General features: G+C 75.3%; 19 protein-coding genes. 10 read left to right on the forward strand and 9 right to left on the reverse strand.

Annotated features, from left to right (window positions below; genetic code table 11):
• Positions 1-10 precede the first annotated feature (10 nt).
• The 3 genes from ABD191_RS06785 to ABD191_RS06795 all read right to left on the reverse strand — a co-directional run bounded on the left by ABD191_RS06785 (position 11) and on the right by ABD191_RS06795 (position 3,119).
• Entirely contained in the window at positions 11-1,558 is a 1,548-nt protein-coding gene (locus tag ABD191_RS06785) for a DNA polymerase Y family protein (RefSeq protein WP_344078037.1), read from the reverse strand.
• Positions 1,559-1,595: 37 nt separating this feature from the next.
• A complete protein-coding gene (locus ABD191_RS06790) occupies positions 1,596-2,288 on the reverse strand; it encodes a hypothetical protein (protein ID WP_344078395.1) in 693 nt (230 codons plus the stop codon).
• A 321-nt stretch (positions 2,289-2,609) separates the two neighbouring features.
• Complete coding sequence (locus ABD191_RS06795; RefSeq protein WP_425560675.1) at positions 2,610-3,119, reverse strand: SAV_6107 family HEPN domain-containing protein; 510 nt, start codon at positions 3,117-3,119, stop codon at positions 2,610-2,612.
• A gap of 448 nt (positions 3,120-3,567) precedes the next feature.
• Here ABD191_RS06795 and ABD191_RS06800 point away from each other — a divergent pair, with 448 nt between their 5' ends.
• Together ABD191_RS06800 and ABD191_RS06805 are read left to right on the forward strand one after the other, a co-directional pair.
• The gene (locus ABD191_RS06800; RefSeq protein WP_344078041.1) at positions 3,568-4,038 is read left to right on the forward strand and encodes a YbaK/EbsC family protein; all 471 of its coding nucleotides are present in this window, start codon (positions 3,568-3,570) and stop codon (positions 4,036-4,038) included.
• Between the two features lie 2 nt (positions 4,039-4,040).
• Entirely contained in the window at positions 4,041-4,595 is a 555-nt protein-coding gene (locus ABD191_RS06805; RefSeq protein WP_344078043.1) for a GNAT family N-acetyltransferase, read from the forward strand.
• A gap of 15 nt (positions 4,596-4,610) precedes the next feature.
• On the opposite strand, the gene ABD191_RS06810 is transcribed toward ABD191_RS06805, so the two are convergent.
• Genes ABD191_RS06810 through ABD191_RS06820 form a run of 3 tightly spaced genes read right to left on the reverse strand, consistent with a single transcriptional unit; the run spans position 4,611 to position 6,564 of the window.
• Complete coding sequence (locus ABD191_RS06810; protein WP_344078045.1) at positions 4,611-5,276, reverse strand: CDP-alcohol phosphatidyltransferase family protein; 666 nt, start codon at positions 5,274-5,276, stop codon at positions 4,611-4,613.
• A 25-nt stretch (positions 5,277-5,301) separates the two neighbouring features.
• Positions 5,302-6,219, reverse strand: coding sequence for a methylenetetrahydrofolate reductase [NAD(P)H] (gene metF / locus ABD191_RS06815; RefSeq protein ID WP_344078047.1), 918 nt, complete (start codon positions 6,217-6,219; stop codon positions 5,302-5,304).
• 9 nt (positions 6,220-6,228) lie between these two features.
• A complete protein-coding gene (locus ABD191_RS06820; protein ID WP_344078049.1) occupies positions 6,229-6,564 on the reverse strand; it encodes a hypothetical protein in 336 nt (111 codons plus the stop codon).
• A 357-nt stretch (positions 6,565-6,921) separates the two neighbouring features.
• On the opposite strand from ABD191_RS06820, the gene ABD191_RS06825 reads away from it, so the two are divergent.
• The 3 genes from ABD191_RS06825 (at position 6,922) to ABD191_RS06835 (ending at position 8,893) form a co-directional block, all read left to right on the forward strand.
• Positions 6,922-7,260: a helix-turn-helix domain-containing protein gene (locus tag ABD191_RS06825; RefSeq protein ID WP_344078051.1), complete on the forward strand. Its 339-nt coding sequence runs from the start codon at positions 6,922-6,924 to the stop codon at positions 7,258-7,260.
• A gap of 118 nt (positions 7,261-7,378) precedes the next feature.
• Positions 7,379-7,720, forward strand: a complete 342-nt coding sequence (locus tag ABD191_RS06830; protein ID WP_344078053.1) for a hypothetical protein — start codon at positions 7,379-7,381, stop codon at positions 7,718-7,720.
• A gap of 51 nt (positions 7,721-7,771) precedes the next feature.
• On the forward strand, positions 7,772-8,893 hold the full coding sequence (locus ABD191_RS06835; RefSeq protein WP_425560663.1) for a polyprenyl synthetase family protein: 1,122 nt from the start codon (positions 7,772-7,774) through the stop codon (positions 8,891-8,893).
• 10 nt (positions 8,894-8,903) lie between these two features.
• Here the strand turns inward: ABD191_RS06835 and ABD191_RS06840 are convergent, their stop codons facing one another.
• Both ABD191_RS06840 and ABD191_RS06845 read right to left on the reverse strand, forming a co-directional pair.
• Complete coding sequence (locus tag ABD191_RS06840; protein ID WP_344078057.1) at positions 8,904-9,314, reverse strand: barstar family protein; 411 nt, start codon at positions 9,312-9,314, stop codon at positions 8,904-8,906.
• A complete protein-coding gene (locus ABD191_RS06845; protein WP_344078059.1) occupies positions 9,311-9,733 on the reverse strand; it encodes a guanyl-specific ribonuclease in 423 nt (140 codons plus the stop codon). The genes ABD191_RS06840 and ABD191_RS06845 overlap by 4 nt, the downstream gene beginning before the upstream one ends.
• A 123-nt stretch (positions 9,734-9,856) precedes the next feature.
• On the opposite strand from ABD191_RS06845, the gene mptB reads away from it, so the two are divergent.
• The gene (gene mptB / locus ABD191_RS06850; protein WP_344078061.1) at positions 9,857-11,347 is read left to right on the forward strand and encodes a polyprenol phosphomannose-dependent alpha 1,6 mannosyltransferase MptB; all 1,491 of its coding nucleotides are present in this window, start codon (positions 9,857-9,859) and stop codon (positions 11,345-11,347) included.
• Here the strand turns inward: mptB and ABD191_RS06855 are convergent.
• Complete coding sequence (locus ABD191_RS06855) at positions 11,316-11,684, reverse strand: Rv2175c family DNA-binding protein (protein ID WP_344078397.1); 369 nt, start codon at positions 11,682-11,684, stop codon at positions 11,316-11,318. The genes mptB and ABD191_RS06855 overlap by 32 nt on opposite strands.
• A 105-nt stretch (positions 11,685-11,789) precedes the next feature.
• Between ABD191_RS06855 and ABD191_RS06860 the strand changes: the two genes are divergently transcribed.
• The 4 genes from ABD191_RS06860 to ABD191_RS06875 all read left to right on the forward strand — a co-directional run bounded on the left by ABD191_RS06860 (position 11,790) and on the right by ABD191_RS06875 (position 15,656).
• Positions 11,790-12,500 carry a hypothetical protein gene (locus ABD191_RS06860; RefSeq protein ID WP_344078064.1) on the forward strand — a complete coding sequence of 237 codons (711 nt, stop codon included), beginning with the start codon at positions 11,790-11,792 and terminating at the stop codon, positions 12,498-12,500.
• A gap of 12 nt (positions 12,501-12,512) precedes the next feature.
• Entirely contained in the window at positions 12,513-14,477 is a 1,965-nt protein-coding gene (locus tag ABD191_RS06865) for a Stk1 family PASTA domain-containing Ser/Thr kinase (protein WP_344078066.1), read from the forward strand.
• Positions 14,462-15,376 carry a deoxyribonuclease IV gene (locus ABD191_RS06870; RefSeq protein WP_344078068.1) on the forward strand — a complete coding sequence of 305 codons (915 nt, stop codon included), beginning with the start codon at positions 14,462-14,464 and terminating at the stop codon, positions 15,374-15,376. Before ABD191_RS06865 ends, ABD191_RS06870 begins: the two co-directional genes overlap by 16 nt.
• A 91-nt stretch (positions 15,377-15,467) precedes the next feature.
• Positions 15,468-15,656 carry a (2Fe-2S)-binding protein gene (locus ABD191_RS06875; RefSeq protein WP_344078070.1) on the forward strand — a complete coding sequence of 63 codons (189 nt, stop codon included), beginning with the start codon at positions 15,468-15,470 and terminating at the stop codon, positions 15,654-15,656.
• The last annotated feature ends 8 nt before the right edge of the window (positions 15,657-15,664 follow it).

The following is a 15,664-nucleotide window of genomic DNA, read 5'->3' on the forward strand; positions in this document are numbered from 1 at the left end:
GCCGCGTCCCTCAGTCATAGACGGCTACCACCTGCCACTGGCCGCCGGCGAGCGCGACGAGCAGCGCGCGGCCGTCGGCGAGCTGGAGCTGCAGGCGGACCATGCGCCGCGCCTCCGTGGGGGCCCACCAGCGCTCGTCCACCGGCCACGGGCCGGCCCACGCGGCGATGTCGACGGGCCGGTCGCGGCCGATCGCGATGCGGGCGGGCGCGCCGCTCATCGCCAGTCGCGCGGTGACCGACACCGGCGCGCCGGTCGCGTCGAGGACGGTGGCCGGGGTCGGGTCGGGCGGCACGACGGCGGGCGACGGCGCGGGCAGCCGGCCCGGCCACGGGGCCTGGGCGGCCGGGCCGGGGACGCGCTCGTCTCCCCAGACCACGAGCCGGACCTGGTCGTCGTGACCGCGCCCGCCGTCGGCGACGGCGGTGACCACGGCCTCCGGGCCGAGCATGCCCTGCACCCGCACGAGTGCGCGCCGCGCCCGGGCCTCCGCCTCGCCGACCTCGCCCCACAGCCCGGCCTGCAGGCCTGCCTGGGCGACCAGCCCGTCGGGCAGCAGGCGCAGCCGGTCGATGCCGGCGCTCGGGCGGCCCCCTTCGGCGGTGCGGGCCGTGCCGGACAGCCAGCCGTCGAGCTGCCAGCGCACCCGGTCGGCGATGGCGGCCGCGTCGAGCAGCCCGTCGTGGCGCCACACCCGGTGCAGCTCCTCACCGGCGGCGGTGCGCGCCTCGATGCCCAGCCGGGTCGCGGCCAGCCCGTGGCCGGTGAGCCGCTCGTGCAGCCGCTCGGCGAGCGTCCGGCCGGCGAAGGCGGCCGCGTCGACCCGTTCCAACGGCGGGTCGTACTCGCCGGCGACCGCGAGGTCCGGCGGTGGGTCGCGCAGGACGAGCCGCTCGTCGGCGACCCCGGCCGCGAGACGGTGGGCGTAGGCCGCGTCCGGGCCGAACCGGGACAGGACGTCCGCGGCGGGCAGCGCCGCGAAATCCCCGAGCGTACGCACGCCGAGCCGGCGCAGCAGGTCGGCGAGGTTGGGCCGGTCGAGGGTGCGGATGTCCATGCCGGCGAGGAAGGCCGGCGTCCGCCCCGGCGGCACGAGCTGCCCCTGCCGGGCGGCGAGCAGGGCGGCGAAGACCCCGTCGGCGACGCCGACCTGCGCCTCGACCTGACACCGCAGGGCCACCTGCTCCACGAGCCGCTCGGCGGCCCGTTCCTCCCCGCCGTAGTAGTTGCCCGGCGCCTGGGCCGGCAACGCGCACGCGCCCGGGCGGACGACCGCGACGCCGGGGGTGAGCTCCTCGACCGCCGCGAGGACCGGCTCGAACGCCCGGGCGTCGCGGACCGGGTCGTGCTCCACGGCGACCAGTCCCGAGCAGCGGCCCTGTGCCTCCCGCTTACGCAACCCCCGCCGTACCCCCTCGGCGCGAGCGGCCTCGGAGCAGGCGATGACCCGGTTGGCGTGCAGGACGGCGACGGGCCGGTGCACGTCGACGCCCTCGACGAGGCCCGCGGCGATCACCGGCCAGTCCGGGCACCACACCAGCAGCACGCGCTCGGTCACGCGGTCACCTCCGCTGCGCTGCGACGCTGTCGCTCGCTCACGCCACCTCCTCGGCGCGCACGAGGCGCAGGCCGGCGGCCTCCCCGGCGGGTGCCGTCGCGGGGGTGGGCGGGTCGCCCAGGCGGAGGGTGGCGCGGCGCGATCGGGTGGCGCCGCCCCGGCCGACGGCGGCGACCGTCAGTTCGCGGCGTCGCAGCCGGCCCCGGCCCGGTTCGAGGCCGGACCAGTGCCCGTCGTTGACGGTCAACGTCAGGTCCACCCCGGCCCACTGTCCGAAGGGGACGAGTACGCTGCCCCGCTGGCGGGCGCGCGCGGCCAGCCGGCCGCTGGTCGCGGCGGACACCGGGCCGGGCGTGGCGGCCACGACGATGTCCACGCCGTCGAGGAGGGCGGCGACCACGCTGACCCAGTCGGGGCCGGGCGCCGGCACGAGCGCGAGCCGGGACAGGTCCACGCCGGCCTCGGCCGCGGCGACGAGGCCGAGATCGGGGCGCCCCACCACGGCGCACCAGGCCCCCGCCGCGACGGCGTCGGCGAGCAACGCGTAGAGCAGGGAGGTGGCCCCGGGCGCGGCCCCGGGCGCCACCGCGACCGTGCCGCCGCGCCGCAGGCCACCCCATGGCAGCAGCCGGGCCAGGGCCGGTTCGACCGGCAGGACGTGGGCGACCCCGGTCGGGTCGGCCGGCGCGCTCGCCGGCCGGATCAACCCGCTGGCCCGCAACCGGTGCAGGCCGTTCGGCTCCCCGGCGGGACGCGCGGACGGCCTGGTAGACGGCGCGGATGGCCCGGTGGGCGGCGCGGACGGCCCGGTGGGTCGCGCGGACGGCCCGGTGGGCGGCGCGGGTTCCACGGCCGTCGGCGGCGCGGGCGCCGCCCCGGTCGGGACGGCCTCCGCGACGGCAACGGCGACCTGCGACGGCCGGTCCGACCGCCGCAGCGCCACGACGTCTGCCACGACGACCTCTGTTCTTCGCTGTGCTGTGGTGCTGGCTGTGCTGTTGGTGCTGACTGTGCTGTGTGCGGGCGGTGACCCGCTAGGGGCGGTGGGAGATCAGGAGGCCAGGCCCTCGATGGCCGGCTGGTAGGCGAGCCCGAGCTCGTCGGCGACGAGGTCGACGAACTGACCGGCGGACCGCAGCAGGTCGTCGGCCTCGCGGGTGGAGACCGCGCGGGCGATGCCCGCCTCGGCGGCCGCGCGCTTGTTGGCCCCGGCGGCGAAGAACGCGGCCCACTCGCCCAGCTCGGGCGCGACGAGCACGAGCAGGGCCCACACGCTGGTGACCCGGCTGCGGCGCCCGACGCCGGGTCGGGCCCGGGCGGCCAGGACGGCGGCCGCCGCCCGCAGCGCGGCCAGGTGGGCGGTGGCGTAACGCAGCCCGTCCGCCTCGGTGCGGGCCGCCTCCACGAGCCCGCGGCGGGCCAGGATGAGCAGCTCGACCGGGGTGCGGTGCGGCAGGACGTGCGCCGGCAGCGTCGTCGGTGTGCGGGCCGCCGGCGTGCGGGCCGTCGTCGGGCGCGCGTTCACCGGTGGGGCGGTCGAGCCGACGGAGACAGGCACCATCACGACATCACTCCTCCGCTGCGGGCCACGACGGCCCGCACGTCTGTCGTCGCTTCTGTCGTCGCTGCGGAGAAGGGCAGCGTGTTGTCTGTGCCGGTGCTGGCCGGGTGAGGAGCTTCCCCACACCCCACCCGGCCAGCCGTCCGACGCGAACGCCGGACCAACGGTCGGGGCCACCGCCCGCCACCCAGGGGTCGAGGGTGGCGGGCAGCGAACCCACCCATGGGCCGAACCCGCGAATGCCCGGCCCAGGTGGAGGAACGTGCCGCGAACACGTCCTCCCGCCCTCGAACACGTGATCTATTATCGAACCCGTGTTCGAACACTCGTACAGAGTAAACCTCACCCCCGACAAGTTCGCAACGATTCCTGGCAGGACGGCCGGGTAGCCGCGAGCCACGACCGCCCCCGGGCCGCGCCGCGCGGTCGCGTCCCCCAAGATGGACGCATGCAGGAGCACCCCAACGTGATCGCGGTCCAGGACGCGCTCGACGCGGCCGGGGCGACCGGTCAGGTCCGGATCCTGCCCGACGCGGTGCACACGGCCGCCGCTGCCGCCGAGGCCCTCGGCGTGACCGTCGGGCAGATCGCCAACTCGCTCATCTTCGCCGCCGACGGTGACCCGCTGCTCGTCCTCACCTCGGGCGCGCACCGGGTCGACACCGCCAAGGTCGCGGCCGTCCTCGGGGCGGCAGCGGTGCGCCGGGCCACGCCGGAGTTCGTGCGTGAGCACACCGGCCAGCCGATCGGCGGGGTCGCTCCGCTCGGCCACCCCAAGCCGGTCCGCACCCTGGTCGACACCGCCCTGGCGCAGTACGACGAGATCTGGGCCGCCGGCGGCGTACCCCGGGCGGTCTTCCCCACGACCTTCGCCGAACTGGTCCGCATCACCGCCGGCACCCCCGCCGAAGTGGCATGAGCGTGGGGTCGCCTGTCCTGGTCCGGTGGACGGCCGACGAGCTGGTCGGGCGTCTCGACGAGGTGCTCGCCGTCTACGCGGCCGCGATGGGCTACCCCCCGGACCTGGTCTCGGCGCGGCGCGGCTTCATCACCGCGCATGCCCGCCGGGCGGGCTTTCGTGCCGTGGCCGCCCTCGACGAGAACGACGCCGTGCTGGGCTTCGGCTACGGCTACCTGTCGACCGCCGGCCAGTGGTGGCACGACCAGGTGCGCGGTGCCATCCGCCGGGGCGAACGCCGCCGCTGGCTCACCGACGCGTACGAGCTGGTCGAGCTGCACGTCCTCCCGGAGGCCCAGGGTGGCGGTCTGGGCACCCGGCTCCTGCGCGGGCTGCTCGACGGCGCCCCGGGCCGGGTCGTGCTGCTCTCCACGCCGGAGGTCGCCGACGAGTCGTCCCGCGCGTGGCGGCTCTACCGGGCCCACGGGTTTGTCGACGTGGTGCGCCGGATGCGCTTTCCCGGCGACGACCGGCCGTTCGCGATTCTGGGCCGGCCGCTGCCGTTGCCGCCCACCTGACCGGCGCCCGGGCGGTCAGGCCAGCGTGTCGCGGACGGTGGAAACCAGTCGGATCAGGCCGACGAAGGCCAGCGCGGCCCACACGAACACGGTGACCGTGGCGATGCCGGCCACGAGATCGGTGCTGGTGAGCCCGCCCAGCCCGGCGGCGGTCAGGCCGAGCACGACGACAGCGACCCGCACACCGCGCCCGCCGATGGTCGCGACCCCGCGCCCGCTCATCCCGACGAGCACCGCGCGAGCGCGGATGTACTCGAACACGCCGGTCAGCACGCCGGTGGCCACCACCGCCCCGGCCGGCCCGCCCAGCAGCCACAGCACCGCCAGCCAGCAGACCTCGCACACCCGGTCGGTCACCGGGTCGTAGACGACGCCGAGCCGGGTGAGCCGGCCCGTACTCGCGGCCACCGGCCCGTCGAGGGTGCCCGCCACGCCGGCCACGAGCACCAGACCGGCCGCGACGGCCGGGGCACCGTCGCGATAGGCCGCGACCGGCAGCGCGGCGACACTACAGACGACCGAGAGCGTACGCAGCAGCCAGGGCGCCACCCGGACGCGGCTGAGCAGCCGACCGAGCCGGTTGGTGCCCCGCCCGATCCCACTGGTGACCGTGACGAGCGGGACGGCGGTGGCCCCGTCGTCATCCGAGTCCCAGGGCAGATTCAGCCCTGGCGTGCCCATCGCGTCGCCCGCCGCCGTCGCCCGGCTACACCTGGGCGCCCAGGCTGAGGTTCTGCCACACCTCGCGGGTAGCCGTCGACCGGTTGAGGGTGATGAAGTGGATCCCCGGCGCGCCCTCCGCGAGGAGCCGCTCGGACAGGCGCGTGGCGAACTCCACCCCGATGGCGCGCACGGCGATCGGGTCGTCCGCCACGGCGCGCAGCCGCTCGGCCAGGTCCTGCGGGAAGACGGCCCCGGAGAGCGTGGCCATCCGCTCGATCTGGCTGACGTTGGTGACGGGCATGATGCCCGGGATGATCGGCACGTCGCAGCCAGCGGCGACCACCGCGTCGCGCAGCCGGCACCAGTCCTCCCAACGGAAGAAGAACTGGGTGATCGCGAAGTCGGCGCCGCTGCGGACCTTGGCCACGAAGTGGCGCACCTCGGACTCGAAGTCAGGCGAGCGGGGGTGCTTCTCGGGGAAGGCGGCCACACCGACGCAGAATTCGCCCGAGTCCCGCACGAGGCTGACCAACTCGTGGGCGTACGTGAGGCCGCGCGGGTGCGGCACCCACTCGCCCTGCGGGTCGCCGGGCGGGTCGCCGCGCACGACGAGCACGTTGTGGATGCCGGCCCCCGCGTAGCGCCCCACGATGTTGCGCAGTTCGGCGACCGAGTGGTTGACCGCGGTGAGGTGCGCCATCGGCAGCAGAGTGGTCTCGGTCGCGACGCGCTCCGTGACCGAGACGGTCGTGTCCCGGGTCGACCCGCCGGCACCGTAGGTGATCGAGACGAAGGACGGCCGCAGCGGCTCCAGCTCGCGGATGGCCTGCCACAGGTGCCGCTCGCCGTCCGGGGTCTTCGGTGGGAAGAACTCGAAGGAGAACGTGGGCGTGCCCGCACGCAACAGCTCACCGATGGACGGCTGACCGCCGGGCAGGGTCGAAGGGAGTCCAAGAGCCACGTAACGACTCTAACCGTCCGCGCGGCTCTCGCCGGGGATCGTCCCACCTGTGCTCCGGGTGCCCGCCGTGTCGGCGCGCTCCTCCCAGCGCCCCCGGTTGGGCGGGCCGGCGCCGCGCGGGCCGGTGCGTAGCGCGCCGATGAGGCCCCGTTCGGCCAGGCGTCGGGCGGCGCACGGCCACGGCTGGCGGCACTGTCGGCAACCGGACGGGCCCCCGCCGGGGTCCGCGTCCGGCTCAGGCGAGTGGTCACGGAAAAGCCGCACGGCTACGCGCCAATAGGACGGGTCGGCCCCGGCCGGTGGCTCATCGGGCGGGTCCTGCGGGTCGAACGAGACCTGGATCAAGGGCTCCTCCTGGGGCTGGGGCGGTGCGTCAAGCCAACCGCGCCGGCGCGTTGTCGGGAGGGGCCAGCGGGCGACGATTTTCCGCCCCAGGGGGCCAAATGATCTGTTGAGTATCGATGAACACGGCCATGGCGGCATCGGGAGTGGCGCGAGCGCCGGCCGCGCCGGGACCGCGCCAGGGACCAGGCGGCCCGGCCGCGTCGTTGTGTCGTACGCCCGTGGCAGAGTGGGCCCGTTCGCGGGCGCCGAGGGATCGGGGGTCACGCACGTCGAACACGGGGTCAACGACAGAGCGCCGATGGATGAGGCGTCAGGGGTCACGCACACCGGATCACCGCGGCAAGCCACGGAGGAACGATGCGGCACGACACCGGCCCGAGCCGATCGCTGGGCACCCTGCTCGTCGAGGCGCGGCAGCGCGCCGGCATCAGCCAGGCGCGCCTGGCCGATCGACTCTGCGCGTCCGCCGGCGTGCCGACGGTCACCCGACACGAGATCTCCCGCTGGGAACGCGGCGAGCGCGTGCCCAGCGGCTTCTGGCTCGTCTGGCTCGCGCTGTGCCTCGACGTCCCGGTCGGGCCACTGGAACGGGCCGCCGCGGCGGCCCGGCGCGCCCGGCCGGCACCGGCATCACCGCAGTGGCACCTCGTCGAGCCGGGCGTCTACGCCCGGACCTCCCGCGCGACGGCGGCCTGATGACGCCGTATCGCTCCTATGAGCGAACTCGATCGCCTAATGTGAGACAAGCACGCTATGTCGCTTACCATCCTGAATCGCCCCGTTCCCTGCCTGTCTACCCGTGCCGGAGAAGGCCATGCGTGGATCCCGCTCGCCCTGGGCGCGCACCGCCGCCGCCCTCGCCCTCGTCGCCGCCGCCATCACGACCTCGGGGGCGGGCCTGCCACGCGACTCGCCGACGCACGGTGCCGCACCTGCCGGGCTGTCGGCAGCGGCATCGTCGGCGGCTCCCCCGGCCGCGCCACCGGCCGGCCGGAGCCCGACGCCGGACATCGCGGGCAGCCGAACCCCCGCCACCCTGCCGGTCGCCGCGCAGAGCGGGCGCGACCTGGCCGTGCGGCTGGCCGCGTCGTTCGCCTCCATGATCATTGGCGCGGTCGTGCTCATCCTCCTGCGCCGCCGCCGCGCCGGAGACTGACCGCGCCGCCGCCGCGCCGGAGACTGAGCGCGCCGCTTCTCACCGCGCCGGATGGAAACCAGCGGCCCCACCGGTGCCGGTGCGCGCCAACGGTCTAGCGTCGGTCGCGTGCACCCGACGGACCACGCGGATCTACGCGCCCGGGTCGGCAAGGCGCTCGCCGCCTTCCTGACCGACCAGCGCGCCCTCCTCCGCGGCATCGACCCCGCCCTGGCCGACGTGGCCGACGCCATCGACGACTTCGTGCTTGGCGGCGGCAAGCGGCTGCGGCCCGCGTTCGCGTACTGGGGCTACCGGGCCGCAGGCGGCGTGGACGACGACGCGGTGGTCGCCGCGGTCGCCGCGCTCGAACTGGTGCAGGCCAGCGCCCTCATGCACGACGACCTCATCGACGGGTCGGACACCCGGCGGGGCGAACCGGCCGTGCACCGCCGCTTCGCCACCCGCCACGCCGGCTCCGGCTGGCAGGGCGGGGCGGACGCCTTCGGCGCGGCGGCGGCCGTACTGCTCGGCGACCTGTGTCTGGTCTGGTCCGACCAACTGCTGCACACGTCCGGCCTGGACGGCACCGCCATCGCCCGGGCCCGGCCGGTCTTCGACCTGATGCGCACCGAGGTGACCATCGGCCAGTACCTGGACGTGCACACGCAGGTCACCGGCGACACGTCGCTGCGCCGGGCCAGCACGGTGGCCCGGTACAAGTCCGCGAAGTACACGGTGGAGCGCCCGCTGTTGCTGGGCGCCGCGATCGCCGGCGCGCCCGCGGCCATCAGCGCCGGCCTCTCTGACTACGGGCTGCCGCTCGGCGAGGCGTTCCAGCTGCGCGACGACGTGCTCGGCGTGTTCGGCGACCCGGCGACCACCGGCAAGCCGGCCGGCGACGACCTGCGGGAGGGCAAGCGCACCTACCTGGTCGCGGCCGCCTTCGACGCGGCCGACCGGACGCGCGCCGACGCCCTGCGGGCCGGCCTGGGCGACCCCGACCTCAGCGGCGACGAGGTGACCCGGCTGCGCGACATCATCGTGGACACGGGCGCGCTGGCGCGCACCGAGCGCCGCATCGACGATCTCACCACCACGGCGCTCGCGGCCCTCGACGCGCTGCCCATCGACCCCGGGGCCGCTGCGGTCCTGCGCGACCTGGCCTCCGCCGCGACCCGCCGCACGTTCTGACGCCCGGTCCCTACGGCGGGACGAGCAGGTGCAGGGGCGCGCGGCCCAGGCCCGCCCGGGTGATCGCCGACGACGCGAACACGTCCAGGGCCGTGCGCCACGCCGCCGGGTCGGCCTCGGCGAGGGCGGCCGAGTCCGTCCAGAGCAGGGCCGTGCCCGGGCCCGGCAGCCAGGACAGGTCCACGAGGCAGTCGCCCAGGGCGTCCCAGTTCTGCCCGTACCAGTGGGGGAAGTCCAACGCGCGCCCGCAGGCGGCGAGAAAGGCCACACCGTCGCGGACGCCGGCCTCCGGCAGCCGGCGCACCGTCCAGCCGGCCGCGCCCACCTCGGCCGCCATGACGTCGGCTGACGGCACCAGGGCGCCCCGGTGCACCGGCGGCGCGGCACCCGACAGCAGCTGCGCCGCGGACAGTCCGGTCACCGCAGGACCTGACGGAACGTCCGGTAGTGGTCCTCGGTGTAGTAGAGATCGCCGGCCCGTCCGGCCACGATGCGGCGCGGGCCGCGGCCGGGCTCCTCCGAGGACCCGACCGTGAACTCCCGGTAGTACCCCTCGCCCTGCTCCGGCAGGCGACGCTCGTAGTTGCGGAAGGTGGTGCCGTCCTCGCGGTGCGGGTACGGCCCGCCGCTGTCGATCAGGTCGATCGTCTCGCGGGCCTCGGGCGGCAGTTCCTGCTCCTCGACCGTGGGCAGGCTCGACCGGGGCGTGCCCGTCGTGGTCGGCATGGTCACCGAGGGGCTCTCGCCGTTGATGACCGGACCGCCGCCCCCGCGGAACAGCATGATGCCGATCAGAGCCACCGCCGCCACGGCGGCGCCGACCCACCAGCGTCCGCCCACTCGCCATCCGCCGGCCACCGCGTCCCCCTAGCTCCGCCTCCCCCGGCCCCAGACTGTTGCATCCTTACCGGGACGGTACGGCCGAGCAAGGCGGCGCGGCGTCCGATATGGCATGATCCGCAGATGCCCGCCCCCGGGAGGATGACCGGCGAGCGCCGCCCCGGCCTCCCGGGCTACGCGCGCTACGCGGGGCTGGCCGGGTCCGCGCTGCTGGCGCTGGCCGCGACCCGGATCGGCGCGCGACCCGGCGCGGCGGACCTCGACGGGCTGCCCGCCGCGGCCGACCTGCCCTGGCTGCTCGCCGCCGTGGCCGGCCTCGCCGTCCTCGCCCTCGCCTGGTGGCGGGTCGACCGCCTGCCTGCGCTGCCGCCGACGCGATGGCTGCTGGTCACGGCCGCGCTGTGGGCCGTGCCGTTGCTGGCGACCACGCCGCTGGCCAGCCGTGACGTGTACGCGTACGCGTGTCAGGGGGCCAGCGCCGCCGCCGGGCTGGACCCGACGACGACCGGACCGGCCGTCCTGCCGTGCCCGTGGCTCGACTCCGTGCCGCCGATCTGGCGCGACGCGCCCAGCCCGTACGGGCCGTTGGCCGGGCTGGTCTCGCACGCGGCCACCGCCCTGGCCGGCGACCGGCTGGCCGTGGCGGTCGGCGTCTTGCGCGTCGCCGCGCTGCTCGGCGTGGTGCTCGGGGTCGTCTTCGGCGGTCGGCTCGCGCGCGCGTGCGGCGTGCCCGTGGGCCGGGCCGCGTGGCTGGGCCTGGCCACCCCGCTCGTCCTGCTGCACGTGGTGAGCGGCGCGCACCACGACGCGCTGCTGACCGGTCTCATCGTGGCCGCGCTCGGCGTGGCGGTCGCCTCCCCTCGGGCGCCCGCCCGGCGCCCGGGCGGCGCGCTGCTGCCGGGCGTACTCGCTGGGGTTCTGCTGGGCGCCGCCGCCGCGGTGAAGGTGACCGCGGTGCTGGCGTTGCCGTTCGCGGTGCTGGCGCTCCTCGCGGCGAGCCGCCCCGCGTCCGTGGGTCGGCTCGCCGGCGCGGCGGGGACGGTGACGGCCGGCGCGGCGGGCGCCTTCGCGGCGCTGAGCGTGGCGGCCGGCAGCGGGTTCGGTTTCCTGTCCGCGCTGGGGCGTACGGGCGACCTCACGCAGTGGACGTCACCGCCGTCGGCCGTCGGGATGACCATCGGGTACGCGCTGCGCGCCCTCGGGCTGCCGGGCGGCGGCGTGGCACTGGCGGTCGTGCGGCTGCTCGCGCTGGTCGCGCTCGCCGCGTTCGTCGCCACGGTGTGGTGGCGCGCGTGGCGCGCGCCGGCCGGGTCGGCGCGGTGCGCGGCCGTGCGCGGCGCGGGGCTCGCCTTCGCGGCGCTGGCGCTGCTCGGGCCGGTGTTCTACCCCTGGTACGCCCTGCCCGCACTGGCGCTGCTGGCTGTCTCCACGGTGGATGCCCGCGGTCGGACCTGGCTCGCGGGCGCGGCGACGGCACTCGCGTTCCTCGTCCTGCCCAACGGCGCGGGCCTCGCCGCGCGCACGAAGTTACCGGGGGCGGTGCTGGTCACCGTCGCCCTCGGCGTCGCGGCGTGGCGGCTCGTCAGAAACCGAGGGCTTGCGCGCGGCGCTTGACCTCACGGGCGCGGTCGCCCGAAAGGGCCACCGCCGGGGTGCCCTGAAGGCTGGAATCCGGCGTGTAGAGCCACCGCAACGCTTCGGCGTCGTTGTACCCAGCGTCGTGCAGCAGGGTCAGCACTCCCGGGAGGTGTTTGAGGACGTTGTGCCCGGCCACCAGTTCCGCAGGGATCCGCAGGACGCCGCCGCGGCGCACCGCGATGAGCGCACCGTCGCGGATCATCTGGTGGACCTTGGTGATCGGGACGTCGAGTCGCTGTGCCACGTCGGGCAGATCGAGCCAGCTGGAAGGCTCTTCGGGCAGGTCCTCGACCGTCGGCGGCGTCTCTCGCAGGCGCGTGCCGGGATGGGAATCGCTCACCCTGACAGCCTGCCATGAAACGGGCTACGCACACCATCTCGGACGCGAAAAACCACACCCCCACACGAAAGGCACGCTGTGAGCGTATACAGCGCGCGCCGCCGCGGCAGTCACGCGTCCCGGCGCCCCGGCCGCCACGCCCCCCAGCCCGCCGTACGCCCCGGCCGGCCGGCGCTGGACGCGGACACCGGCGCGTACGAGCGGGTGCCCGGGCGGCGCACCGCGATCATCGGAGTCTGCCTGCTCGTGACGAGCGGCGCGGTCGGCACGTTCATCGCCGCGATCAGCCTCGCGGCCACCCGCGCGGACGATCCCGCGGAGCTGTCCCTGGCCGAGGATCCGCCCTCGGCGGCCGCGCCCGCCGGCGCGGTCGAGCCGTCACGGTCGGCCACCATGACGGCCAGCCCGCTCGCCCCGCACACCTCGGCCGCGGCCACCGTCACGCTCGACGCCCCGATGACGACCCCCGTGGGGCCGATCGCCCCGCCGCCCGCCACGACGCGGGGCGCGTCCCGGGCGGCGTCGCCCACCACGCCGGGCGCACCGACCAGCTCGGCGCAGCCGACCGGCCCCGACCGCACCACGGCCGCGCCCACCTCGACGGACGCGCCGTGCCCGACCTGCGAGGACGACGGCCGGCGCCCCCGGCTCGAGGGCGGTCCGCAGCCGACGAGGACGGTCGTTCCGACCCCTCCGTCAGCGGGTTTCCGCAGCTCGACCGCCCCTTCGTGGCGGTCGTCGACGCCGCCGGGCGACGGCCTGCAGCTGATCACGGCGGTTCCCCACTAGACTGCCCACACGATGGACACGATGGTCGCCGATCCCCTCAACGGGGCGCTGCTGGACGGGCGCTACCGCATTCGCGGTCGCGTGGCCCGTGGCGGCATGGCGACCGTGTACCACGCCACGGATGAACGGCTCGAGCGCACGGTCGCCATCAAGATCATTCACCCCACGTACGCGCGGGACAACCGGTTCCTGGCCCGCTTCGCCGACGAGGCGAAGACGATCGCCCGGCTGACCCACCCGAACGTGGTCGCCGTCTATGACCAGGGCATCCACGACGGCATGCCGTACCTGGTGATGGAGTACGTACGCGGCCGGACGTTGCGCGAGATCCTCGCCGAGCGGCGCCGGCTCGAGCCGGCCGAGGCGCTGGCCGTGCTGGAGCAGATGCTCGCCGCGATCTCGATCGCGCACCGCGCCGGCCTCGTGCACCGCGACGTCAAGCCCGAGAACGTCCTGGTCGCCGCCCCGCCCAACGGCTCGGGAAACCTCGTCGACGCGGTCGTCAAGGTGGCCGACTTCGGCCTCGCGCGCGCCGTCGAGGCGTCCGCCGAGGACCAGCACGGCCAGCTCATGGCCACGGTCGCCTACGTGGCGCCCGAGCTGGTCACCGGCAGCCACGTCGACTCGCGCGCGGACGTCTACTCGGCCGGGATCGTGCTGTTCGAGATGCTCACCGGCCGGGTGCCCTACGACGGCGAGCGGCCCGTCGACGTCGCGTGGCAGCACGTGGACCGGGACGTGCCCGCGCCCTCGAAACTGGTCGCGGGCCTGCCCCCGCTGGTGGACGAGCTGGTCGCCCGCGCCACCCGACGCGACCCGGGCGGGCGCCCAATGGACGCCGGCGCCATGCTCGCCGAGGTGAGCGCGGCCCGCGAGGACCTCGGCACGCAGACCTTCGTCGCCCATGTCTTCGCCCAGCCCACGATGGAGATTGCCGCGGTCGACCAGCGGCCCAACTGGGCCCGGCTGCCCGGGGGCGCAGCCCCGCCCACGAGAACGATGCCGCGCGCCGCGCCGGCCGGGGGCAGGGGCGGCAGGCCGCCGCTCATGGACAACCTGCGGGCCCGCGTGGCCCGCCTCACGGCGACCGAGCGCAACCGCCGCAAGCTGCTCGCCGCCGCCGTCGCGATCGGCGTCGTCGTGCTCATCAGCGGCTACTGGGTCGGCATCGGCCGCTACACGGACGCGCCGTCGCTGCTCAACCTGACGCAGGCCAACGCGGCCGCCGAGGCCAAGCGGCTGGGCTTCGGGATGAAGGTCGGGTCGGGCATCTTCAGCGACACCGTGCCCAAGGACACCGTCATGCAGCAGAACCCGGCGCCCGGCGGCCGCCTGGTGCGCGGCGGGGAGATCACGGTGAACCTCTCGCTCGGCCCGGAGCTCTACCCCGTGCCGGAGATCGCTGGCCAGCTGGCCAGCGTGGGCCTGGAGTCGCTCAAGGAGCACTTCAAGGTCCAGCAGATCAACGACTATTCCGACACCCTGCCCAAGGGATACATCATCAGCACGGACCCGGCCGTCGGCACGCAGTTGCCGCCGGGCGCGACCGTCAAGGTGTACGTCAGCAAGGGCGACTATCCGATGCACGTGCCCACGGTGGTGGGCAAGAACATCAACGAGGCGCGCGCCATCCTGGAGGCCGAGGGCCTGGTCGTCGGCAAGGTGGAGTACGTCGACAACCAGAGCCGCCCGCGTGACGAGGTGCTCGAACAGGACCCGGCCCAGGGCGCCGGCGTGGTCAAGGGCGCGAAGGTCAACCTGAAGATCAGCAACGGCCCGCCCGGCTTCCCGATGCCGGACGTCAACAACTGGAACTGCGGCGACGCCAAGCGTGAGCTGGAGCGGCAGAACCTGCGCGTGCAGGTGCAGACCGAGGGCTTCTTCGGCGAGAACGGCAACGTGCGCGGCCAGCAACCGGCCCCCGGCCAGCCCGTGCAGATGGGCCAGGAGGTCGTTATCCAGTGCCGGCTGTTCTGACGGACACGCCCGCGCGCGCGAAGCTCCTCGGCGCTCACGCGTCCGTGGGCGGCGGGCTCGCCCGCAAGGGCCTGCCGTACGTGGACGGGGCGGGCGCGGGCGCCGTGCAGGTGTACGTCTCCAACTCGCGCGGCTGGGCGCTGCCCGACGGCGACCCGGAGCAGGACGAGCTGTTCCTCGCCGGCTGCGCCGAACGGGGGATCCCGGCCTACATTCACGCGTCGCTACTGGTCAACCTGGGCTCGCCGACGCCGCAGACGGTGACCCGGTCGGCCGAGACGCTCGCGCACGCGCTGCGCCGGGGCGCCGCGATCGGCGCGCGCGGCGTGGTGTTCCACGCGGGCAGCGCGGTCACGGACGGGTACGCCGCGACGGCCCTGCGCCAGGTGCGCGACGTGCTGCTGCCGCTGCTCGACGAGACGGCCGAGCGCGGCGGGCCACGCCTGCTCGTCGAGCCGAGCGCCGGCGGCGGGCGGTCCCTGGCGTCCAAGGTGACCGACCTGGCCGACTATCTCGACGCGGTGGGCGGGCATCCGGCGCTCGGCGTCTGCTTCGACACCTGCCACGCGTGGGCGGCCGGCCACGACCTGCACTCCCCCGGCGGCATGACCCGCACGCTGGACTCGCTGGTGGAGACCGTCGGCGCCGGGCGGCTGGCGCTTGTGCACGCGAACGACTCGAAGGACGCGTGCGGCTCCACCCGCGACCGGCACGAGACGGTCGGCTCCGGCACGATCGGCGAGACGGGGTTCGCCGAGTTGCTCGCGCATCCCGCCGTGGCGGGCGTACCCGTGATCGTGGAGACGCCGACCACCGGTCACGCCGGGCATGCCGCGGACATCGCGACGTTGGCGCGCCTGCGCGCCGTTTCGGACGCGAACGCGTCGACCGTCCGATAAAAGTAGTGACCGTCGTCACATCACTTGCTCTGACCAGGCCTTTTAGGTCACCCTAACTGAGGTTTGCCTAACCAGCCTGCATCGGAGAGCCATGTACGTCTGCATCTGCGAGCGGGTCCGCGAGTGCGAGGTGCGCTCCGCGATCCGCTGCGGCGCCCGCACCGAGGAGTCGGTGGGCGACGCGTGCCGCGCCGGCACGGGGTGCGGCATGTGCCTCGACCGGATCTGCGACCTCATCGACGAGGAGTCGGTGAACACGCTCGCGGTTATTAGCGCATAAAAGCGATA

This window comes from Luedemannella helvata (assembly GCF_039528415.1).
Taxonomy (GTDB): domain Bacteria; phylum Actinomycetota; class Actinomycetes; order Mycobacteriales; family Micromonosporaceae; genus Luedemannella; species Luedemannella helvata.